The organism is Rhodoplanes roseus, assembly GCF_003258865.1.
In the GTDB taxonomy this organism is placed as follows: Bacteria; Pseudomonadota; Alphaproteobacteria; order Rhizobiales; family Xanthobacteraceae; genus Rhodoplanes; species Rhodoplanes roseus.
On sequence record NZ_NPEX01000010.1, the window covers coordinates 1 to 20,920 of the forward strand.

At 70.1% G+C, this 20,920-nt stretch carries 19 protein-coding genes; 16 read left to right on the forward strand and 3 right to left on the reverse strand.

The window, feature by feature from the left end; genetic code table 11:
• Window positions 1-301 precede the first annotated feature (301 nt).
• From CH341_RS02655 to CH341_RS02705, 11 genes are all read left to right on the forward strand, one after another.
• A complete protein-coding gene (locus tag CH341_RS02655) occupies window positions 302-1,483 on the forward strand; it encodes an RluA family pseudouridine synthase (protein WP_111417523.1) in 1,182 nt (393 codons plus the stop codon).
• A gap of 283 nt (window positions 1,484-1,766) precedes the next feature.
• On the forward strand, window positions 1,767-1,982 hold the full coding sequence (locus CH341_RS02660; protein ID WP_146604352.1) for a hypothetical protein: 216 nt from the start codon (window positions 1,767-1,769) through the stop codon (window positions 1,980-1,982).
• Between the two features lie 137 nt (window positions 1,983-2,119).
• A complete protein-coding gene (locus CH341_RS02665) occupies window positions 2,120-2,641 on the forward strand; it encodes a YeeE/YedE thiosulfate transporter family protein (RefSeq protein WP_210208161.1) in 522 nt (173 codons plus the stop codon).
• 49 nt (window positions 2,642-2,690) lie between these two features.
• Complete coding sequence (locus CH341_RS02670; protein WP_245430836.1) at window positions 2,691-3,314, forward strand: YeeE/YedE thiosulfate transporter family protein; 624 nt, start codon at window positions 2,691-2,693, stop codon at window positions 3,312-3,314.
• 192 nt (window positions 3,315-3,506) lie between these two features.
• The gene (locus CH341_RS02675; RefSeq protein ID WP_170149439.1) at window positions 3,507-4,472 is read left to right on the forward strand and encodes an HWE histidine kinase domain-containing protein; all 966 of its coding nucleotides are present in this window, start codon (window positions 3,507-3,509) and stop codon (window positions 4,470-4,472) included.
• Window positions 4,472-4,864 carry a response regulator gene (locus CH341_RS02680; protein ID WP_111417486.1) on the forward strand — a complete coding sequence of 131 codons (393 nt, stop codon included), beginning with the start codon at window positions 4,472-4,474 and terminating at the stop codon, window positions 4,862-4,864. The genes CH341_RS02675 and CH341_RS02680 overlap by 1 nt, the downstream gene beginning before the upstream one ends.
• A 233-nt stretch (window positions 4,865-5,097) precedes the next feature.
• Window positions 5,098-7,947 carry a bifunctional transaldolase/phosoglucose isomerase gene (locus CH341_RS02685; RefSeq protein ID WP_111417487.1) on the forward strand — a complete coding sequence of 950 codons (2,850 nt, stop codon included), beginning with the start codon at window positions 5,098-5,100 and terminating at the stop codon, window positions 7,945-7,947.
• Between the two features lie 13 nt (window positions 7,948-7,960).
• Window positions 7,961-8,959, forward strand: a complete 999-nt coding sequence (gene gnd / locus CH341_RS02690) for a phosphogluconate dehydrogenase (NAD(+)-dependent, decarboxylating) (protein WP_111417488.1) — start codon at window positions 7,961-7,963, stop codon at window positions 8,957-8,959.
• The gene (gene zwf / locus CH341_RS02695; protein ID WP_111417489.1) at window positions 8,956-10,476 is read left to right on the forward strand and encodes a glucose-6-phosphate dehydrogenase; all 1,521 of its coding nucleotides are present in this window, start codon (window positions 8,956-8,958) and stop codon (window positions 10,474-10,476) included. The genes gnd and zwf overlap by 4 nt, the downstream gene beginning before the upstream one ends.
• 7 nt (window positions 10,477-10,483) lie before the next feature.
• Entirely contained in the window at window positions 10,484-11,230 is a 747-nt protein-coding gene (pgl, locus tag CH341_RS02700; protein ID WP_111417490.1) for a 6-phosphogluconolactonase, read from the forward strand.
• A complete protein-coding gene (locus tag CH341_RS02705) occupies window positions 11,227-11,862 on the forward strand; it encodes an MBL fold metallo-hydrolase (protein WP_111417491.1) in 636 nt (211 codons plus the stop codon). The genes pgl and CH341_RS02705 overlap by 4 nt, the downstream gene beginning before the upstream one ends.
• 18 nt (window positions 11,863-11,880) lie before the next feature.
• Here the strand turns inward: CH341_RS02705 and CH341_RS02710 are convergent, their stop codons facing one another.
• The gene (locus CH341_RS02710; RefSeq protein WP_111417492.1) at window positions 11,881-12,492 is read right to left on the reverse strand and encodes a DedA family protein; all 612 of its coding nucleotides are present in this window, start codon (window positions 12,490-12,492) and stop codon (window positions 11,881-11,883) included.
• A 162-nt stretch (window positions 12,493-12,654) separates the two neighbouring features.
• On the opposite strand from CH341_RS02710, the gene CH341_RS02715 reads away from it, so the two are divergent.
• Window positions 12,655-13,323: a protein-L-isoaspartate O-methyltransferase family protein gene (locus tag CH341_RS02715; RefSeq protein ID WP_111417493.1), complete on the forward strand. Its 669-nt coding sequence runs from the start codon at window positions 12,655-12,657 to the stop codon at window positions 13,321-13,323.
• Between the two features lie 41 nt (window positions 13,324-13,364).
• Here CH341_RS02715 and CH341_RS34015 read toward each other — a convergent pair whose 3' ends face one another.
• Window positions 13,365-13,538, reverse strand: a complete 174-nt coding sequence (locus CH341_RS34015) for a hypothetical protein (RefSeq protein ID WP_170149438.1) — start codon at window positions 13,536-13,538, stop codon at window positions 13,365-13,367.
• Here CH341_RS34015 and CH341_RS02720 point away from each other — a divergent pair.
• Together CH341_RS02720 and CH341_RS02725 are read left to right on the forward strand one after the other, a co-directional pair.
• Window positions 13,480-14,877, forward strand: coding sequence for a TolC family outer membrane protein (locus CH341_RS02720; protein WP_425376140.1), 1,398 nt, complete (start codon window positions 13,480-13,482; stop codon window positions 14,875-14,877). The two genes, CH341_RS34015 and CH341_RS02720, sit on opposite strands and share 59 nt — an antisense overlap.
• A 170-nt stretch (window positions 14,878-15,047) precedes the next feature.
• The gene (locus CH341_RS02725; protein WP_111417495.1) at window positions 15,048-15,767 is read left to right on the forward strand and encodes a PopZ family protein; all 720 of its coding nucleotides are present in this window, start codon (window positions 15,048-15,050) and stop codon (window positions 15,765-15,767) included.
• Between the two features lie 65 nt (window positions 15,768-15,832).
• Here the strand turns inward: CH341_RS02725 and CH341_RS02730 are convergent, their stop codons facing one another.
• Entirely contained in the window at window positions 15,833-17,005 is a 1,173-nt protein-coding gene (locus CH341_RS02730; RefSeq protein WP_111417496.1) for an MFS transporter, read from the reverse strand.
• A gap of 318 nt (window positions 17,006-17,323) precedes the next feature.
• On the opposite strand from CH341_RS02730, the gene CH341_RS02735 reads away from it, so the two are divergent.
• Both CH341_RS02735 and CH341_RS02740 read left to right on the forward strand, forming a co-directional pair.
• Window positions 17,324-20,089: a valine--tRNA ligase gene (locus CH341_RS02735; RefSeq protein WP_111417497.1), complete on the forward strand. Its 2,766-nt coding sequence runs from the start codon at window positions 17,324-17,326 to the stop codon at window positions 20,087-20,089.
• Window positions 20,090-20,449: 360 nt separating this feature from the next.
• Complete coding sequence (locus CH341_RS02740; RefSeq protein ID WP_111417498.1) at window positions 20,450-20,788, forward strand: P-II family nitrogen regulator; 339 nt, start codon at window positions 20,450-20,452, stop codon at window positions 20,786-20,788.
• Window positions 20,789-20,920: the final 132 nt, after the last annotated feature.

The following is a 20,920-nucleotide window of genomic DNA, read 5'->3' on the forward strand; positions in this document are numbered from 1 at the left end:
CGGCGCTCCGGCCAAGGGCCCGGGCGGCAGCAAGTTCGCAGGCAAGTTCACCGGCAAGCCCGGCGCCAAGCCCAAGGGCGCGTTCGGGGCGAAGCGGCCCAGCGGAGCCGGCGTCGGCGGTAAGCGGGCCGCCGGCGAGGGCCGCGCGGCGCGGCGCGATCGCGACGAGGGCACGCGCGTCTACGGCGAGTTCCGCCGCGACGATCGCCCCCGCACCGGCCGCAACAAGGACGAGCGGGCGCCCGACCGGCGCTTCGTCAAGACCGGCAAGCAGCGCCGCGTCGTCGACGGCGAGGAGCCGATCCGTGAGGAGGCGTTCGGCGATGCTCCGGTTCGCGAGGACCGGGTGCGCGGCGAGCGTGCGCAGGGGGACGGACCGCGGTCCGGACCGGCGCGGCCGGGTCGCGGCGGCAGCGACCGCCCGCGGCGGCCGGCTTCCGCGGCACCCGAGCGCGAGCCGGAGGTCGAGGCGGACAAGGCGGCACCGCCGCCGACCGCCGTCCAGACCGTCACGGTGACGGACGACGAGAACGGCATGCGGGTCGACCGCTTCTTCGAGGCACGGTTCCCGGGCCTCTCCTTCAGTCACATCCAGCGCATCGTTCGCAAGGGCGAGGTGCGGGTGAACGGCAAGCGGGTCGACACCAAGGACCGGCTCGAGGCGGGGCAGGCGGTCCGCGTGCCGCCGCTGCGGGTCGATGCTCCGAAAACCGCCGGCGGGTCCGAGGCCGACCAGAAGACGCTCGCGTTCCTCAAGTCCATCATCTTGTTCGAGGACGCCGACGTCATCGTCTTCAACAAGCCGATGGGCCTCGCCGTGCAGGGCGGCTCCGGCACCACCCGGCACGTCGACGGCATGCTGGAGGTCCTGCGCGATGCCCGTGGCCAGCGGCCCCGCCTGGTCCACCGGCTCGACAAGGACACGGCCGGCTGCCTCCTGGTCGCCAAGACCCGCTTCGCCGCCTCGACGCTCGCCAAGAGCTTTCGGTCGCGGGAGGCCCGCAAGGTCTACTGGGCGCTGGTCGCCGGCGTGCCGAAGCCGCGGCAGGGGCGCATCTCGACCTTCCTGGCCAAGGAGGAGCGCGAGGACGAGAGCTACATGCGGATCGCCAAGCACGGCGAGGAGGGCGCGACCCACGCCGTCACCTACTACGCCGTGGTCGAGACGGCGGCGCACCAGCTCGCCTGGCTGTCGCTCAAGCCGGTCACCGGACGCACCCATCAGCTGCGCGCCCACATGGCGCATATCGGCCATCCGATCGTCGGGGATCCGAAGTATTTCTCCATCGAGAACTGGCAGTTGCCGGGAGGAATTCAGAATCGGCTGCATCTGATGGCGCGCCGCCTCGTGATCCCCCATCCGCGTCAGGGCGTCATCGACGTGACGGCGCCGCTGCCGCCCCACATGGTCCAGTCGTTCAACCTGCTGGGCTTCGACGCCACTCGATACGATCCGATCGAGGATGCGCCGGACGAGGACTGATCGTCGCCACCGGCGGACCTGCGTGGCGCTCGCGTGGGTATCGCCGGTGTCCACCCTCGCCGGTCAGGGCCATCAGCGCGGGTAATAGGGGATCATGCAGCCGCGTTGTGTAGTCTTACGAATCGCGTTCGAACGGATTAACGAACCGGTAACGGCCCGATAGCGTGGTCGTTGCCGATCCTCGGGTGTGTCGAGACGTTGTGGGGCGTGACCCGCGTCGGCTTCCAGACAATTTGCGACTAGGGGGCGTGCGCATCGCCGATGCGCGCGCGGGGCGATGATCATGCGTGGGCTGACGATGCGGGACTCCAGAACGGACACGACCGGACCCGACGAGGGCGCCGACGACGCCACGGTGGCGCGAGTGACGCTCGCGGTGGGGAACCTTCGCGTCTCGACCGAGACACGGGATTCGGCCGCGCCGCACCTGCGCCTCGACCGCTCGCCGACCGGGCGGCTCGGTGAAGGGCTCGGGGGGCGGCTGCCGCGGTCGCCCTGACGCCACCGCCTCGGATCGTCCGGCCGCCGCCGTTCGGGAGCCCTCCCCGGCGCAGCGGCTGTTGATATTATAGATGCGAATATGATTATATGTCCGGGCGGCGCACGGCCTGCGTCTCGATACCCCCGGAGGCGTTCATGATCTCGCTCACCGACCGCGCCTGGTCGCCCTATGTCGCCGGTGTGCTCATCGGCCTCCTGCAGATCCCGGCCTTCCTGCTGATCGACACCGCGCTCGGCGCCTCGTCGTCCTTCGTCACGGTCGGCGGCACCGTCGCCGGCTGGATTGATCCGTCGATCCTGAGCATCGACTACGTCGCCAAGCACGTCACCGCGACGGCCAAGAACTGGTGGCAAGTCGCGCTCGTCGTCGGCGTCGCCATCGGCGCCTTCGCGTCGGCCTTCCTGTCCGGCTCGCTGCGCCGCGGCGTGTCGCCGATCTGGGCGCGGGCGCTCGGCACGCCGTCGCGCGGCGTGCGCTACGCCGTCGCCTTCGTGGCCGGTTTCCTGATGCTGTTCGGCGCCCGCCTGGCCGACGGCTGCACCTCGGGCCACGGGCTCTCCGGCGTCGCCCAGCTCGGCGTCGGCTCCACCGTGGCGGTCGCCGCCATGTTCGCCGGCGGCATCGCCACGGCGATGCTGCTGATGCGGCGCATCTGATCCGTCCGGACGATCCGAGAAAAAGACGATCCGAGAGAAGGAGCTTTCCGTGTCGCTGTTCGTCGCCGTCCCGGTCGGTCTCGCCATGGGCATCGTGTTCGGCTTCCTGCTGGAGAAGGGCCGCGTCTTCGAGCCCGGCATCATCGTCGGGCAGATGCAGATGCGCACCTTCATCATGCTAAAGATGTTCCTCGCCGCGGTCGCCAGCGGCGCCGTGGTGCTGGCCGTCATCAACGGTCTCGGCATCGTCAAGCTCCAGCCCAAGGCGGCGCTCTACGCCGCCGACGTGGTCGGCGGCCTCATCCTCGGCACAGGCATCGCCCTTGCCGGCGCCTGCCCGGGCACGACGCTCGCCCAGATCGGCGCCGGCTATCGCGACGCGATCTTCACGCTGATCGGTGGCCTCGCCGGCGCGGTGGCGTTCTCCTGTGCGGAGCCGTGGCTGAAGACGACCTTTCTGGGCCAGGGGCAGGGCAAGATCACGTTCGCCGATCTTCTCGGCGTCCCGTACTGGACCGGCGCGCTGGCGCTGGCGACCGTGCTGGTCGCGGTCTTGGTGGGGCTCGAGTGGTGGCGGCCGTGGCGCAGCGAGATCGGCCGCGACGCCGACGGCGATCTCGGCGCACCGCCGTCGGAGCGGCCGGCCGGCCCGCGCATCGTTCCCGCCGAATGAGATTAATCCGCGGGGAGTGGTGCTGGAGGGGGTGGAACCATTCTGCAGGTGGCGCGTTGGTGGCGCGATCGTACTGTCGCTCGGATTGCGCCCCGTGAAGGTCAGCCCATGGATGCCGTGTTGACGTCTGCTGCCGTCGCCGGCGGCTCGAGATCCTGTTCCGCTTCCGTAAAATTGAGTGGTTGGAAGGACATGCTCGACGCGCTGCCGGTCGCCGCCTATCTCTGCGACGACGTCGGGGCGATCGTTCACTGCAACCGCCGCGCCGCCGAGATGTGGGGCCGCTCTCCCGTCGTCACCGACGACTCTCCCTCGGCCTGGCCGCCGCGCCCGGTGCGGGACACCGGTCACCATCACCTCGGTCTGCTCGACACACCGGTCGGCGACTTCATGCGCACCGGCCAGCCGGTGCGTGATCGCGAGATCGTGCTCGAGCGCTCCGATGGCGGCCGCGCCATCGTCCTCGCGAATGTCGAGCCGATCACCGACCAGGACGGTGCCGTGCTGGGGGCGGTCGGCTGCTTTCAGGACATCACCGAGCGCAAGCGCGCCGACCATCAGCAGCGGACCCTGCTCAACGAGCTCAACCACCGGGTCAAGAACACCCTCGCGACCGTGCAGTCCTTCGCCGATCACACGATCCGCAAATGCGGACTGCCGAAGGAGGCGCAGGACGATTTCGAGGGCCGGCTCGTGGCGCTCAGCCGCGCGCACGACCAGCTCACCCGTGGCCGCTGGGAGCCGATCGACCTCGCCACCATCGTCGGCAGTGCCGTGGATCCGAGCTGCGGCGGCGATCCGGCCCGGCTGACGATCGCGGGCGACACCATCCGGCTCGGGGCGCAGGCGTCGCTCACGCTCTCCCTGGTGTTTCACGAGCTCGCTGCGAACGCCGTGAAATACGGCGCGCTGTCGGCGTCCGCAGGGCGTGTGTCGGTGAGCTGGTCGGTGGTCGAGCGCGCCGGCGTGCCGGTGGTCCATCTCGTCTGGCAGGAGCACGGCGGCCCGCCGGTCGTGCCGCCGACCCGCGCCGGGTTCGGCTCGCGTCTGGTCCGCAACGGCCTCGCGCGACAGTTGCGCGGGTCCGCCGAGCTTGACTACGCTGTGTCCGGGCTGCGATGTACAATGGATATTCCATTGTCCTCGACGCCGGGCTGATGTCGGACGAAAACGCAGACTCCAATCTGCCGAATTTCGATCGTCTGAACGTTCTCATCGTCGAGGACGAGGCCATCATTTCGTTCCTGATCGAGGACATTTTGCGCGAGCTCGGCTGTCGGGTGGTTCGCAACGTCGCCTGCATCGAGGACGCGCTGTCGGCCCTGGACGAGGACCGCCCGGACGTCGCCGTGCTCGACGTCAATCTCGACGGTGTCGAGGTCTATCCGGTCGCGGAGCGGTTGCGCGAGCGCGGCATTCCGTTCGTCTTCACCACCGGTTACGGCGTCGACGGGCTCGCGCCCGCCTGGGCCCACATGCCGGTCGTGCAAAAGCCGTTTCGGTCGGAGATGCTGGCCCGGGCGCTCGAAGCCGTCGTCCTCAAGCCCTGACCTGCGGTACCGCGATGGCCGTGGGCACGGTGGAGGTCCCGGCGGCTTTCGACAAGACACGAGCCGGAGCTGGACGGCTTTCTCGCTGACGAAAACGTCGTCCCGGGTCGTTGTGGGCGCCGCCCGAAGGTCTAAGATCACCCCGACTCCGAGCCGGTCGTCGGTGCCGGCGGACAACCATCCGCCCGCGGTCCGATCGTCCGGCCGGCCACCCGAACCTCTGGATCAGGACTATGACTCCTCTGAAAGCGCTGCAGGCCCAGGGCCAGGCCGTGTGGCTCGACTTCGTCGCCCGCGGCTTCGTCGAGAAAGGTGACCTCGCTCGGCTGGTCGCGGAAGACGGAGTGCGCGGCGTCACCTCCAACCCGTCGATCTTCGAGAAGGCGATCGGCGGATCGAGCGAGTACGACGACGCCATCCGGGCGGCCCTGCAGGAGGGTGACCGCAGCGTCGTCGACCTCTACGAACGGCTCGCCATCGAGGACATCCAGAAGGCGGCCGACGTGCTGCGCCCGGTCTACGACGCGACCGGCGGCGCCGACGGCTTCGTCAGCCTCGAAGTGTCGCCCTATCTGGCGCTCGACACCGAGGCGACCGTCGTCGAGGCGCGGCGGCTGTGGCGCGACGTCGGCCGGCCCAATCTCATGGTGAAGGTGCCCGGCACCGCGCCGGGCGTCCCGGCCGTGCAGACGCTGATCAGTGAGGGCATCAACGTCAACGTGACGCTGCTGTTCGCGCGCCGCGTCTACGAGGAGGTCGCGGAGGCCTACATCGCCGGCCTCGAGGCGTTCGCGGCCCAGGGCGGCGACGTCTCCAAGGTGGCGAGTGTCGCCAGCTTCTTCGTCAGCCGCATCGACAGCGCCGTGGACGCGCTGATCGAGGAGAAGGCCGCGACCGTCAACGATCCCGAGGAGCGCTCCCGGCTGGAGGAGCTGCTGGGCGAGATCGCCATCGCCAATGCCAAGCTCGCCTATCGCAGCTACAAGGCGCTGATCGCGGGCGATCGATGGAAGGCGCTCGCCGCCAAGGGCGCGCGGCCGCAGCGGCTGCTGTGGGCCTCCACCGGCACCAAGAACAAGTCCTACAGCGACGTCCTCTATGTCGACGAGCTGATCGGTCCCGACACCGTCAACACGGTGCCGCCGGCGACCCTCGATGCATTCCGCGAGCACGGCACCGCGGCGTCGACGCTGGAGCGCAGCGTCGACGAGGCCGCGGCGGCGCTGACCCAGCTCGCGAGATCCGGCATCTCCCTCGACGAGATCACCGACCGCCTCGTGACCGAAGGCGTGCAACTCTTTGCCGATGCGGCCGACAAGCTTCTGGCCGCCGTCGCGACCAAGCGGGCCCAAGTCCTGGGTGACCGCATGGACAGCCAGACCATCACGGCGCACCGCGCGCTCGCCGAGGCGGTCTCGGCCGAGACCGAGACGTGGCGCGCCAAGGGCCTGATCCGCCGTCTGTGGGCGCGCGATGCCGGCGTGTGGACCGGCGCCGACGAGGCCAAGTGGCTCGGCTGGCTCGGCAGCACGGCGCACGGCTGGTCCAAGCTCGCCGAGTACCAGGCCTTCGCGGCCGACGTGAAGGCGTCCGGCTTCACCGACGTCCTGCTGCTCGGCATGGGCGGATCGAGCCTCGGCCCCGAGGTGCTGGCCGAGACCTTCGGGCAGCAGCCGGGCTGGCCGAAGCTGCGCATCCTCGATTCGACCGATCCGGCGCAGGTCCGCGCCACCGAGGCGGCCGTGACGCTCGCCACCACGCTGGTCATCGTGTCGAGCAAGTCGGGCTCGACCACCGAGCCCAACGTGATGCTCGCCTATTTCCTCGACCGCCTGCGGCAGACGGTCGGCGATGCGGCCGGCAGCCACGTGGTCGCGGTGACGGATCCAGGCTCGTCGCTCGAGAAGGTCGCGCAGCGCGACGGCTTCCGAAAGATCTTCCACGGCGAGCCGACGATCGGCGGACGCTACTCGGTGCTGTCGCCGTTCGGCCTGGTGCCTGCCGCCGCCGCAGGCATCGACCTGAAGCAGTTCCTCACCTCGGCCGACGTGATGGTGCACGCCTGCGGACCCGACGTGCCGCCGGCCGCCAATCCGGGCGTGCGGCTCGGCCTGGTGCTCGGTCTCGCCGCCAAGGCCGGCCGCGACAAGCTGACCATGCTGTCGTCGCCGGCGCTCGCCGACTTCGGCGCCTGGGCCGAGCAGCTCGTCGCCGAGTCGACCGGCAAGAACGGCAAGGCGATCATCCCGGTCGACGGCGAGCCGCTCGCCTCGCCGGTGCTCTACGGCAGCGACCGCGTCTTCGTCGATCTGCGCCTCGCCTCCGACGCATCGGCGACGCACGACGCCGAGATCGCGGCCCTCGAACAGGCCGGCCATCCGGTGGTGCGCATCGTGCTGCGCGACCGCGCCGGCATCGCCCAGGAGTTCTTCCGCTTCGAGATCGCCACGGCGGTGGCCGGCGCCGTGCTCGGGATCAATCCGTTCGATCAGCCCGACGTCGAGGCGAGCAAGATCAAGACGCGCGAGCTCACCGCGGCCTTCGAGGCGACCGGCAAGCTGCCGGCCGAGACGCCGGTGGCGACGAGCGAGTCGTTCGACGTCTTCACCGATCCGAAGAACGCCGAGGCGCTGCGGGCGGCCGGGGCAGGGGCCGATCCGGCGAGCTGGCTGAAGGCGCACCTTGCCCGTGTGAAGGCCGGCGACTATGTCGCGCTGCTCGCCTATGTGGCGCGCAACCCGGCCCATATCGGCACGCTGCAGGCGATGCGCCTCTCGGTGCGGGCGCACCGCAAGGTGGCGACCTGCGTCGGCTTCGGCCCGCGGTTCCTGCACTCGACCGGGCAGGCCTACAAGGGCGGCCCAGACACCGGCGTCGTGCTGCAGATCACGGCCGATGATCATCCGGATCTGGCGATCCCGGGCCAGAGCGCCAGCTTCGGCATCGTCAAGGCCGCGCAGGCGCGCGGCGACTTCGGCGTGCTGTCGGAGCGCGGTCGCCGGGCGCTGCGGATCCACATCAAGACCGACGTCACGGCCGGCCTCGCGGCGCTCGCGGCCGCCGTGGATCACGCCCTGAGCTGAAGGAGAACCAAAAATGCAGATCGGAATGATCGGGCTCGGACGGATGGGCGGCAACATCGTGCGCCGCCTCATGCGCGACGGCCATACGGCGGCCGTCTGGGATCGTGACGAGCGCGCCGTCTCGGCGCTGGTGACCGACGGCGCGGTGGGCGCCACCGATATCGAGGATCTGCTCCGCAAGCTGGAGGCGCCGCGCGTGGTCTGGGTGATGCTCCCGGCCGGGGCCATCACCGAAAGCACCATCGAGACCCTGTCGGGTCTGCTGTCCGCCGGCGACATCGTCATCGACGGCGGCAACTCGTTCTGGAAGGACGACGTCCGCCGCGCCCGCTGGCTGAAGCAGCGCGGCCTGCATTACGTCGATGTCGGCACGTCCGGCGGCGTGTGGGGGCTCGAGCGCGGCTACTGCATGATGATCGGCGGCGAGAAGGACGTGGTGAAGCGCCTCGACCCGATCTTCGCGACGCTCGCACCGGGCGATGCCGACGTTCCGGCCACGCCGGGCCGGGGCACCCGCGACACGCGGCCGGAGCGCGGTTACCTGCATGCCGGGCCGAGCGGGGCCGGGCACTTCGTCAAGATGATCCACAACGGCATCGAGTACGGCCTGATGCAGGCCTATGCCGAAGGCTTCGACATCCTCAAGAACGCCAACAGCGAGGCGCTGCCCAAGGAGGAGCGCTTCAACTTCGATCTCACCGACATCGCCGAGACGTGGCGACGCGGCAGCGTGATCACGTCATGGCTGCTCGATCTCACCGCCTCCGCACTGACGCGGGACGCCGAGCTCGGCGACTACACGGGCTACGTGGAGGACTCCGGCGAGGGGCGCTGGACCATCATGGCGGCGGTCGACGAGGCGGTGCCGGCCGACGTGCTCTCGGCGGCGCTCTATGCGCGCTTCCGCTCGCGGCGCGACCACACGTTCGGCGAAAAAATCCTCTCCGCCATGCGGGCGGGCTTCGGCGGTCACATCGAGCCGAAGGCGTCCGGCTCGAAGGTCGAGGCATGACGGCAAAGAACGGCGCGCGGAACGTTCCCCCGGCGGACCCGTGCTGCTTCGTCGTGTTCGGTGCGTCAGGCGACCTGACCCACCGGCTGCTCGTGCCGGCCCTCTACAATCTCGCGGCGACCGGGCTTCTGCCCGACGCCTTCTCGATCGTCGGCGTCGCCCGCGCCGAGATGTCGACCGAGGCCTTCCGCGACGGCCTGCGCAAGGCGCTCGAGCAGTTCGGGACCCGCAAGGTCGAGCCCGAGGTGGTCGAGCGCCTGCTCGAATGCGTCAGCTACGTCCAGGGCGGCCCGGAGGACGACGCGTCCTTCGACCGCCTGAGCGAGCGTCTGGTCGCCATCGAGCAGCGCCGCGGCACCCGCGGCAACCGCCTCTATTATCTCGCCACGCCGCCGACCGCCTTCACGCCGATCGCGCGGGCACTCGGCCGCACCGGCCTCGCCCGCGAGGAGAACGGGGCGTGGCGGCGCCTGATCGTCGAGAAGCCGTTCGGCACCGACTTGGCGTCGGCGCAGGCGCTCAACAAGGAGCTCCTCGCCGTGTTCGAGGAGCACCAGATCTTCCGCATCGACCACTATCTCGGCAAGGAGACGGTGCAGAACATCATGGTGATGCGGTTCGCCAACGGCCTGTTCGAGCCGATCTGGAACCGCGATCACATCGACCAGGTGCAGATCACGGTGGCGGAGACGTTGCCGGTCGGCCGCCGCGGAAAGTTCTACGACGCGACCGGCGCACTGCGCGACATGGTGCCGAACCATCTGTTCCAGCTCCTGTCGCTGGTCGCCATGGAGCCGCCGTCGCGCTTCGATGCGCGCGCCGTGCGCAGCGCCAAGGCCGCCGTGCTGGACGAGATCCAGACCGACACGGTGGAGGAGGCGCTGCGGCGCTCGGTGCGGGCTCAGTATCTGGCCGGTCCGGCCGGCCGCGAGCAGGTGCCGGACTATCGGGTGACCCGCGACGTCGCGCCCGACAGCGCCACCGAGACCTACGTGGCACTCGGCCTGTCGATCGACAACTGGCGCTGGGCCGGCGTGCCGTTCTTCCTGCGCACCGGCAAGGCGCTGTGCGCCAGGCGCAGCGAGATCGCCATCAAGTTCAAGCAGGCGCCGCTGTCGATGTTCCGCCACATGCCGGTCGAGCATCTGGCCGAGAACTTCCTCGCCATCAAGATCGCGCCCGACGAGGAGATCTCGCTGCAGTTCAACGCCAAGGTCCCGGGTCCGTCGGTCGCCATCGACGGCGTCGACATGACGTTCCAGTACAAGGACTACTTCGAGGCGGCCCCGTCGACCGGCTACGAGACGCTGATCTACGACTGCATGATCGGCGATGCGATCCTGTTCCAACGGGCCGACGGCGTCGAGGCGGGCTGGCGCGCCGTGCAGCCGTTCCTGGACGCCTGGACGCAGGCCGGCACCGACGGGCTCGCCTTCTACAAGGCCGGAAGCGACGGTCCGGAGGAGGCGCATCGCCTGATCGGCGACCACGGCCGCCGCTGGCGCCCGATCTGCTGAGGCCGGCATGGGACTGCGCGAGTTCGTCGTCCTCGACGATCACGAGGCTTTGGTCGCGGCGGCCGCCGAGCGGATCGCGGCGGTGCTCGAAGCGGTCGGTCCGCGGGCCGCCGTCTGCCTGACGGGCGGCTCCACCGTCACGCCCGTGTACCGGGCGCTCGCGGCGCCGCCGCTGCGTCGGCGCATCCCGGTCGGACGCATCGACTGGTTCTTCGGCGACGATCGTTTCGTGCCGCCCGACCACGCGCTCAGCAACGTCGCGCAGGCCCGGGCGACGCTGCTGGATCCGCTCGGCGTCCCGGCCGGTCGCGTCCATGCGATGCCGACCGCCGCGACCGATCCGGACGCCGCGGCGCGCGAGTACGAGACGACCCTGGTGGCGCATTACGGCGTCGGCCGGCTCGATCCGGCGCGGCCGCTGTTCGACCTCGTGCTGCTCGGCATGGGTCCGGACGGCCATGTCGCCTCGCTGTTTCCGGGCAAGCCGCAGATCGAGGAGAGCGAGCGCTGGGTGGTCGGCGTCGACGATGCCGGGCATCCGCCGCTGGTGCCGCGGGTCAGCCTGACGCTGCCGGCGCTTGCCTCGAGCCGCGCCTTGCTGTTCATCGTCTCCGGACAGGACAAGCGTCCGGCCCTGTCGCGCCTGCTCGCGGGCGACGACCTGCCGGCGGCACGGGTCCGGTCGACTGGGCCGGTCACCTGGCTCGTCGACCGCGCCGCGGCGCCGCAGACGCTGATCGAGGACCATTCATGACCCGCGCCCGCGCCGCCATCGTTCCCGTCACGCCGTTCCAGCAGAACTGCACGCTGCTGTGGTGCGAGACGACCAAGCGGGGCGCGGTCGTCGATCCGGGCGGCGACCTCGATTCGATCGCCGAAGCGATCGCCACGGCCGGGGTCACGGTCGAGCAGATCTGGCTCACCCACGGGCATATCGACCACGCCGGGGGCGCCGCCGAGCTGAAGGAGCGGCTCGGCGTGCCGATCACCGGGCCGCATCGCGACGACGCGTTCCTGCTCGAACGGCTGGTCGAGTCGGGCAGCAGCTACGGCATTCCGGCCCGCAACGTGGTGCCGGACCGCTGGCTGGAGGAGGGCGACACGGTGTCGGTCGGCGAGCTGACGCTGGAGATCCTCCACTGCCCGGGCCATTCGCCCGGCAGTGTGGCCTTCGTCGACCGCAGCCAGGGCTTCGCGCTGACCGGGGACGTGCTGTTCCGCGGCTCGATCGGCCGCACCGACCTGCCGGGCGGCGACTACGACACGCTGATCCGCTCGATCACCGAGAAGCTCCTGCCGCTCGGCGACGACCTGGCCTTCATCTGCGGCCACGGCCCGACCTCGACGATCGGGCACGAGCGGGCGACCAATCCGTTCCTGCGGTGAGGCGCCGAGGAGCCGCGGTCAGGCCCGGCGGCGGCGCATCCACCAGATCGCGGCCACCAGGCCGATGACGGCGGCGACGAGCGTGAAGGCCGCCCAGTAGCGTCGTGCCGCGGCGAGCAGGACGTCGGCGTGCTCGCCGGCGACGTAGCCGATCGTCATCCACACGCCGACCCACAGCGCCGCTCCGATCGCGTTGAAGACGACGAAGCGCCGCCAGTCCATGGCGAGCGTCCCGGCCACGATGCCGTTGAGCTGCCGCAGGATGGCGACGAAGCGGGCGCCCGCGACCGTCAGCGGACCCCAGCGGGCGAACACCGTCTCGACCCAGGCGAGCCGCTCGGCATTCAGGCCGATCCGGCCGCCGAAGCGCAGCACCAGGGCGCGGCCGCCGAATCGCCCGATCAGATAGCCGATATTGTCGCCCACCACGGCGCCGACCCAGGCGCCGATCATCAGGGTGGGCAGGGAGAGCTCGCCGCGGCCGGCCAGCGCCGAGGCGAACAGGAGGAGCGACTCGCCGGGGACGGGCGCTCCGAAGGATTCGAGCAGGATGATCACGGTCACGGCGCCGGCCCCATAGGCGCGGATCAGCGGCTCCAAGGCCTCGACGACATGGGTCAGCCAGCTCACGGGTGTCTCCTCGGTGCTGCATCAGCATGGCCGAACCGGAGCGCCCCGGCGATCGTCCTTGCGGATGGAGGCGGCCGGGCAGGGTACCTTGCCTTTTGGAGGCCTGTGTTCCACAACACCGCCGACCCGCGTCCGGCCCGGGGACGCAAGCGGAGCCGACCCATGGATTTCGCTGCCGCACGCCGCAAGATGGTGGATAACCAGATCCGCCCCAACGGCGTCACCGATACGCGCCTGCTCGATGCCCTCGTCGCGGTTCCGCGTGAGCACTACGTGCCCGCCGCCAAGGCTGCGATGGCTTACATGGACGGCGACCTCGCGGTGGCGCCGGTGGCCCACGGCAAGGCGGACCGCTGCCTGCTCAAACCGATGGTGCTGGCGCGGCTGATTCAGGCGCTGGAGATCGCCGAGACCGACCGGGTGCTCGATCTCGCCTGTGGAACCGGCTACTCGACCGCCATCCTGGCGCGCCTCGCGGCGTCCGTGGTGGGCCTGGAGGAGACGCCGGCGCTGGCCGAATCGGCAGCCCGGCTCCTCGCGTCAGCCGGCATCGGCAATGTCAGCGTGGTGTCGGGCCCGCTCGAGGCGGGATGGCCGTCCGGCGGGCCGTATGACGCGATCCTGGTCAACGGCACGGTCGATTCCGTCCCACGGGCGCTGCTGTCGCAGCTGGCCGAAGGGGGCCGTCTGGTGGCGATCGTCGGGACCAAGGCGCCGGGCGAAGCGATTCTCTACCGATCGGTGAACCGGGAGCCGAGCGGTATCCCGGTCTTCGACGCCTCCGCGCCCGTGCTGCCGGCCTTCTCCAAGCCCCCCGCGTTTGTTTTCTAAGACTTTTTTGCTGGTTTCCAGCCTGTGGCGCGAATACGCCACTACGCATCTTTTTCACCGCTGGGGTTTCCAGCGACCCGGCTGGTTTTTATGGTGGTGTCACCTTGGCGCCGTGTCGGCGCCACCGTTTCTGGCGTCACGAAGTCGGGGTTGAGCATGGCAGGAGCGATGATGTTTCGGCGACGGGTGGCCGCAGCGGCATTCGCGGCGGCCATGGGCGGCACCGCCGTCCCCGCCGTGGCCGACACGCTGCCGGGCGCCCTTGCCCAGGCCTATCAGAACAATCCGCAGCTGAACTCCCAGCGCGCCATCGTCCGCGCCACCGACGAGAACGTCCCCACCGCGCTCTCCGGCTACCGGCCGAGCGTCTCCGCGACTGCGCAAGTCGGGCAGCAATACACCAAGTACGACGGTCGAAGCGGTGGCGCGCACTATTCGGTCGAAGACTCCTTCACGCAGCGCTCCGTCGGCATCACCGGCACCCAGACGCTGTTCAACGGCTTCCAGACCGGAAATCGCGTGCGCCAGGCCGAGGGCCAGGTCTCGGCGGCGCGCGAGACGCTGCGACTGATCGAGCAGAACGTGCTGCTCAACGCCGCCACGGCCTACATGAACCTGCTGCGCGACACCGCGATTCTCGACCTGCAGCGGCGCAACGTCGAGGTGCTGCAGGAGCAGCTTCGCCAGACCCGCGATCGCTTCGCGGTCGGCGAGGTCACGCGCACCGACGTGGCGCAGAGCGAGTCGCGGCTCGCCGCCGGCCGGTCGCAGGTGTCGCAGGCCGAATCGAACTACACCGCCTCGAAGGCGACGTACCGGCAGGTGATCGGCGTCGAGCCGGGCAAGCTCGCCGCGGCCACCCCGGTCGATCGCCTGTCGCCGCGCACGCTGCCGGGTGCCATCGACAGCGGCCGCGCCCAGAACCCGAACGTCACGGCCGCGATGTTCGGCATCGACGTGCAGGCCCTTCAGGTGAAGATCAACGAGGGCACCCTGCTTCCGACCCTGACGGCGCAGGCGAGCGTGCAGCGGAGCTGGGCGGTCAGCCCGACCGTCGACAACCAGCTCAACGCCTCGCTGGTCGGCCAGCTCTCGGTGCCGATCTATCAGGGGGGCGCCAACTATGCGCAGATCCGTTCGGCGAAGGAGACCCTCGGGCAGAAGCGCCTCGACCTCGAGACCGCACGCGATCAGGCGCAGTCCAATGTCTCGCAGGCCTGGGGCCAGCTCGACGCTGCCAAGGCTCAGATCGAGGCGACTCAGGCGCAGGTGTCGGCCGCGGAGATCGCACTCAACGGCGTGCGCGAGGAGGCGCGGGTCGGTCAGCGCACCACGCTCGACGTCCTCAATGCGCAGCAGGAACTGGTGAATGCGCGGGTCGCCTTGGTGACGGCGCAGCGCGACCGGGTGGTCGCGTCCTATACGTTGCTCTCGTCCGTCGGGCGTCTGTCGCCGGTCGTTCTGGGGCTGCCGACCGGGATCTACGATCCGGTCACGCACTATCATCAGGTTCGCGACACCTGGGGCGGTGTGCGGACGCCGGACGGTCGCTGATCGTCCGGCCGCGCGCGGCCGTTATGCCGCCGCAGCGAGCTGGGCGTAATGTCGTTGGATTGCTTGCACATGAGGGCCTCCTCTTCATACTGCGAGCGAGTTGTGGGGCGATGATTCGCCCTGTCTGATCGTCGGCTCGACCGGAGCGACCGGCAACGGGAACGGATCGCATGAACCAACCGGCAAAGGCGCAAGAGCCGTCGATGGAGGAAATCCTCGCGTCGATCCGCAGAATCATTGCTGACGACGACACCTCCAAGCCCGGCTCGGCCAAGCCGGCGGCCGCTGCGCCGGCTCCTGCCGCCGAAGCCCCGAAGCCGGCACCGGCTCCGCCGCCCGCGCCCGTCAAGGCGCCGGACGCGACCAACAGCCAGGACGACATCGACGCGCTGTTCGCGACCTTCGATTCGACGCCGGAGCCCGAGGAGGAGCCGGCACCGCCGCCTCCGCCGCCGCCCGCGCCTCCCGTCGCTGCCGCTCCGCCTCCGCCGCCACCTCCACCCGCGCCGGCTCCGAAGCCGCCGGCCGAGGACATCCTCGAGCTCACCGAGGACATGCGCACGGCGGCGCCCGGCTTCCGCAAGATCGACGGTGAGCCGGAGGTCGTGTTCAGCGAGTCGTCGGGCTGGGACGCACGGCGGCCGGTGTCCCACGACCGCGACTCCGATTTCGACCGGTCGCTCCTGTCGGCGTCCACCTCGGCCGCCGTCGACTCGGCCTTCAACTCGCTCGCCCAGACCGTGCTGGTGCAGAACGCCCGCACGCTCGAGGATCTGGTCCGCGAGATGCTGCGTCCGCTGCTGAAGTCGTGGCTCGACGACAATCTTCCGCAAATGGTCGAGCGGATGGTGCGGGCCGAGATCGAGCGGGTCTCGCGCGGCCAGCGCTGATCGCCACGGCGCCGGCGGACGCCCGGCGCGCCGCCCGATCAGGCTCCCCGGTCAGGCCTCCCCGCTCACGCCTCCCTGGCAGCCCGCCGCCGCAGCAGGATCGCGACCCAAATCCCGACCGGCGGCAGCAGCGCGGCCGCGACCGCGAACACGGGCGGCGCACCGAAACGGTCGATGATCGGCGCGAACAGCGCCACGCCGACCGGCTGTCCGAGGAACAGCGACGCCGAGAACAGCGCCACGCCGGTGCCGCGCGCCTCCGGCGACATCTGCGTCGCGTTGGTCTGCAGGGTGTTGTGCAGCATGTAGAAGCCGAGGCCGAGCAGCGTGACGCCGAGCGGTGCGAGCCACCAGGCCGGCGCGAGCGCCAGGATCGCATAGGCGAGGCCGAGCGTGCAGCCGCCCGCGACGGCCAGCCCGGTCTGGCCGAGCCGGCCGACCAGGATCTTCACCGAAGCCGCATAGATCAGCCCGCCGAGCCCGAACGTGCCGATCACCACGCCCACCATGGTGAAGCTCAGGCCGAAGCGCGCATGCAGGTCGGCGCCGATATAAGCGAGCGCCCCGAACATCAGCGCGCCCTCGACGAAGACGATCAGCATCAGGGTGCGGGCCCAGGCGTTGCTCAGCACGATGCGGTAGCCGCCGATCAGCCCGATGTCGGCGCCGTCGCGGTTGGTCGCCCGGGTGAGCGGGTTGCGGCGCAGCTCGGCGGCGAGCGCGACCGCCGCCAGCATGAAGATGCCGCCCAGCACCAGGAACACGGCCTGCCATCCCAGGGCATCGCCGATGATGCCGCCCGCCGCCTGGCCGAAGAGCTGCCCCATGACCTGGCCCGAGAGATAGCGCCCGAGCACCTGCTGGCGCCGCTCGTACGGCACCGTGTCGCCGATGTAAGCCATGCCGAGCGGAATGACGCAGGCGGCCATCAGGCCGCAGCCGAGCCGGATCAGGGTCAGCCCGCCGAGTGAGGTCGCGAGCGCGCAGGCGAGCACCAGCAGCGAGGCGAGCGCCGCCGCCACGGTGATCATCCGGTACTTGCCGAAGCGGTCGCCGAGTGGCCCGACGACGAGCTGCATGGTGCCGTGCATCAGCAGATAGGACGACACGACGACGGACGCGGCCCCGACCGTGACGGAGAAGTCGGCCGCGATCTGCGGCAGCACCGAGTCGGCAGCCCGCACCTGGGCCTGGCTCGCAAACGCGGCGAGCGACAGCATCACGATCGGACGCGTCATCGATGCGGGCGGGGGGGCAGGCGACGGCGCGGACGACGGGGAGGGGATCGGGGCGGGCACGTGGGCGGTCGAGGTCCTGGTGAGCGCGAAGCTTACACGATCGGGATCGCGGCTCTAGGGGCGCCGCCGCTGCGGGCGCGCCGCTCCTCTCCCGGGCTGCGCAGGTTCGACCCGGACCGGCACTGCGCCGACGTTGACAGCGGCGGGTGCGGGGGGTTTGGTGGCCCCGTTTCACCTGTCCGAGTGACGCATGATCTGCCCCGAAAACCGGTGCCCACGTTTCGGGATCATGCTCCGACGCGTCGAGAATTCGCAAAAATGATCGAAAAGACCTATCAGCCCGCCGCCATCGAGGACCGCATCTCGGCCGCCTGGGAGGCGGCGCAGGCGTTCCGGGCCGGACGGCCGGAGCGCCAGGGCGCGGCGCCCTATTGCCTCGTCATTCCGCCGCCCAACGTCACCGGCTCGCTCCACATGGGGCACGCGCTCAACAACACGCTGCAGGACGTGCTCGTCCGGTTCGAGCGGATGCGCGGCAAGGACGTGCTGTGGCAGCCCGGAACCGACCATGCCGGCATCGCCACCCAGATGGTGGTCGAGCGGCAGCTCATGCAGCGGCAGGAGCCGTCGCGCCGTGACATGGGCCGCGAGGCGTTCCTGGAGCGGGTCTGGGCCTGGAAGGCCGAGTCGGGCGGCACCATCGTCAACCAGCTTCGCCGGCTCGGCGCCTCCTGCGACTGGTCGCGCGAGCGCTTCACCATGGACGAGGGCCTGTCGCGCGCCGTCCTGAAGGTGTTCGTCGAGCTGTACAACCAGGAGCTCATCTACAAGGACAAGCGGCTGGTCAACTGGGACCCCAAGCTCCTCACCGCCATCTCGGACCTCGAGGTGCAGCAGGTCGAGGTGAAGGGCCATCTCTGGCACATCCGCTATCCGGTCGAGGGCACCGACGAGACCATCACGGTCGCCACCACCCGGCCCGAGACCATGCTGGGCGATACCGCGGTCGCGGTGCATCCCGACGACGAGCGCTACACGCACCTCGTCGGCAAGCACGTGATCCTGCCGCTGGTCGGCCGCCGCATCCCGATCGTCGCCGACACCTACTCGGACCCGGAGAAGGGCACGGGCGCGGTCAAGATCACGCCGGCGCACGACTTCAACGACTTCGAGGTCGGCCGCCGGCACCACCTGGCGCTGATCAGCGTGCTCGACACCGAAGGGCGGCTCGACCTCGCCGAGAACGTCGACTTCCTCGAAGGTGTGCCGGTCACGCCGGCGCTGCAGGAGACCGTGGCGCTGCACGGGCTCGACCGCGTCGAGGCGCGCAAGAAGATCGTCGAGCGGCTGGAGGCCGAAGGCCTGCTCGCGACGATCGAGCCGCACACCCACATGGTGCCGCACGGCGACCGCTCGGGCGTCGTCATCGAGCCGTTCCTCACCGACCAGTGGTACGTCAACGCCAAGGCGCTGGCGGTGCGCGCCATGGAGGCGGTGCGCGACGGCTCGACCGTGTTCGTCCCGAAGACGTGGGAGAAGACCTATTTCGAGTGGATGGAGAACATCCAGCCGTGGTGCATCTCCCGCCAGCTCTGGTGGGGTCACCAGATTCCGGCCTGGTACGGGCCGGACGGCAAGGTGTTCGTCGCCGAGACCGAGGAGGAGGCCGTCTCCCGGGCGCTGGCCTACTACGCCGAGACCGAGGCCATCACGCCGATGGAAGGCCACGACATGGCGCTCGATCCGGACAGCCGGGCGCCGTTCCTGATCCGCGACGAGGACGTGCTCGACACCTGGTTCTCGTCGGCCCTGTGGCCGTTCTCGACGCTCGGCTGGCCCGACCAGACCCCCGAGGTCGCGCGCTACTATCCGACGAGCGTGCTGGTGACCGGGTTCGACATCATTTTCTTCTGGGTGGCCAGGATGATGATGATGGGACTTCACTTCATGGACGAGGTCCCGTTCAAGACCGTCTACATCCACGCGCTGGTCCGCGACGAGCGCGGCCAGAAGATGTCGAAGTCCAAGGGCAACGTCATCGACCCCTTGGAGCTGATCGACCAGTACGGCGCCGACGCACTGCGCTTCACGCTCGCCGCCATGGCGGCGCAGGGCCGCGACATCAAGCTCGCCAAGGCGCGGGTCGAGGGCTACCGCAACTTCGCGACCAAGCTGTGGAACGCCAGCCGGTTCGCCGAGATGAACGGCTGCGCCACGGTGCCGGGCTTCGACCCGCGCGGCGTGACGGAGACGCTGAACAAGTGGATCGGCCACGAGCTCGCCCGCGCCGTCGCCGAGACCACCGAGGCGATCGAGGCCTACAAGTTCAACGAGGCGGCGGGCGCGGTCTATCGCTTCGTCTGGAACGTCTACTGCGACTGGTACCTGGAGCTGTCCAAGCCGGTGCTGCTCGGCGCCGACGGTGCCGCCAAGGACGAGACGCGCGCCATGGTGGCCCATGTCCGCGACGAGATCCTGAAGCTGCTGCACCCGTTCATGCCGTTCGTCACCGAGGAGCTGTGGGCCGTGACGGCCGAGGGCGGGGCGCCCCGCGACGGCCTCTTGGCGCTCGCGTCCTGGCCGCAGGCCGACGGCCTATCGAACCCCGAGGCCGAAGCCGAGATCGGCTGGGTCATCGACCTCGTCCAGGCGATCCGCTCGGTGCGGGCCGAGATGAACGTGCCGCCGGCGACCCAGCTTCCGCTGGTGCTGACCGGCTCCGAGGCGAGCTTTGCGCGGGCGCAGCGCTGGACCGACGTGATCGAGCGGCTGGCCCGGCTCAAGGGGATCAGCCGTGCGGACGCCGCTCCCAAGGGGGCCGTCCAGCTCGTCGTGCGGGGCGAGGTCGCCGCGATCCCGCTCGCCGGCGTCATCGACATCGCGGCCGAGCGGGCGCGGCTCGGCAAGGAGAAGGCCAAGGCCGAGGCCGACATCGCCCGCGTCGACAACAAGCTCGGCAACGCCGACTTCCTGGCCCGCGCGCCCGAGGAGGTGGTCGAGGGCGAGCGCGAGAAGCGCGACGAGGCGGTCGCCCGCCGGGCCAAGATCCTCGAAGCCCTGGAGCGCCTGAAGGACGCCGGCTGAGGGGCTTCGATCCTTCTGGTCCTCATCTCCGCCCCCATCCTGAGGGGCGCCCCGCAGGGGCGCGTCTCGAGGACGACGGCGGCCAGGGCTGCTGCCCGGGGTGGCCTCATGGTTCGAGACGCGATCCTTCGGATCGCTCCTCACCATGAGGGGCTGGCTGTCCGTGTCGCGCCTCTGCGATCCCGGTCCGGCAGTGCATGGCAGCAAATCCCGCAAATCCGTGAAATTCCGTCTGTTTTCGCGGCGCATTACCGGTATCGTTCCGGGCCTCGACACGCCTTCGGACTGCCGCGCCCTTTTCGGGCGCCGGGACCCGATCCCGTCTGCTCGGCGTCCGACCATCATTTCTGGAGTGCCGTCATGAAGCTCGTCACCGCCATCATCAAACCCTTCAAGCTCGACGACGTCCGCGCCGCCCTGTCGGCCGCCGGGGCGCAGGGCATGACCGTCACCGAGGTCAAGGGCTACGGCCGCCAGCGTGGCCACAAGGAGGTCTATCGCGGCGCCGAGTACACGGTGGCGTTCCTGCCCAAGATCCGGGTCGACATCGTGGTCGACGACGACCGGGTCGAGCGGGTCCTGGAGACCATCCGGGGCGCGGCGCGCACCGACCACATCGGCGACGGCAAGGTCTTCGTCACCACGGTCGAGCGGGCAGTCCGCATCCGCACCGGCGAGGCCGACAGCGACGCGCTCTGACGGCGCAGGGAACCTCGGCGCGCTTCCGGCGCTTCCCGATGGCGTCTACGGTTCGAGCGGATCGGCACGCCAGGAGCTGGGACGCCAGGAGCTGGGACGCCAGGAGCTGGGACGCCAGGAGCTGGGACGCCA

Excerpts from the sequence above, each read along its gene's own strand:
- CH341_RS02660 (WP_146604352.1), top strand. The coding sequence starts at position 1,767 with ATGCGTGGGCTGACGATGCGGGACTCCAGAACGGACACGACCGGACCC.
- CH341_RS02665 (WP_210208161.1), top strand. The coding sequence starts at position 2,120 with ATGATCTCGCTCACCGACCGCGCCTGGTCGCCCTATGTCGCCGGTGTG.
- CH341_RS02675 (WP_170149439.1), top strand. The coding sequence starts at position 3,507 with ATGCTCGACGCGCTGCCGGTCGCCGCCTATCTCTGCGACGACGTCGGG.
- CH341_RS02680 (WP_111417486.1), top strand. The coding sequence starts at position 4,472 with ATGTCGGACGAAAACGCAGACTCCAATCTGCCGAATTTCGATCGTCTG.
- CH341_RS02685 (WP_111417487.1), top strand. The coding sequence starts at position 5,098 with ATGACTCCTCTGAAAGCGCTGCAGGCCCAGGGCCAGGCCGTGTGGCTC.
- gnd (WP_111417488.1), top strand. The coding sequence starts at position 7,961 with ATGCAGATCGGAATGATCGGGCTCGGACGGATGGGCGGCAACATCGTG.
- zwf (WP_111417489.1), top strand. The coding sequence starts at position 8,956 with ATGACGGCAAAGAACGGCGCGCGGAACGTTCCCCCGGCGGACCCGTGC.
- pgl (WP_111417490.1), top strand. The coding sequence starts at position 10,484 with ATGGGACTGCGCGAGTTCGTCGTCCTCGACGATCACGAGGCTTTGGTC.
- CH341_RS02705 (WP_111417491.1), top strand. The coding sequence starts at position 11,227 with ATGACCCGCGCCCGCGCCGCCATCGTTCCCGTCACGCCGTTCCAGCAG.
- CH341_RS02715 (WP_111417493.1), top strand. The coding sequence starts at position 12,655 with ATGGATTTCGCTGCCGCACGCCGCAAGATGGTGGATAACCAGATCCGC.
- CH341_RS02720 (WP_425376140.1), top strand. The coding sequence starts at position 13,480 with ATGGCAGGAGCGATGATGTTTCGGCGACGGGTGGCCGCAGCGGCATTC.
- CH341_RS34015 (WP_170149438.1), bottom strand. The coding sequence starts at position 13,538 with ATGGCCGCCGCGAATGCCGCTGCGGCCACCCGTCGCCGAAACATCATC.
- CH341_RS02725 (WP_111417495.1), top strand. The coding sequence starts at position 15,048 with ATGAACCAACCGGCAAAGGCGCAAGAGCCGTCGATGGAGGAAATCCTC.
- CH341_RS02730 (WP_111417496.1), bottom strand. The coding sequence starts at position 17,005 with ATGACGCGTCCGATCGTGATGCTGTCGCTCGCCGCGTTTGCGAGCCAG.
- CH341_RS02735 (WP_111417497.1), top strand. The coding sequence starts at position 17,324 with ATGATCGAAAAGACCTATCAGCCCGCCGCCATCGAGGACCGCATCTCG.
- CH341_RS02740 (WP_111417498.1), top strand. The coding sequence starts at position 20,450 with ATGAAGCTCGTCACCGCCATCATCAAACCCTTCAAGCTCGACGACGTC.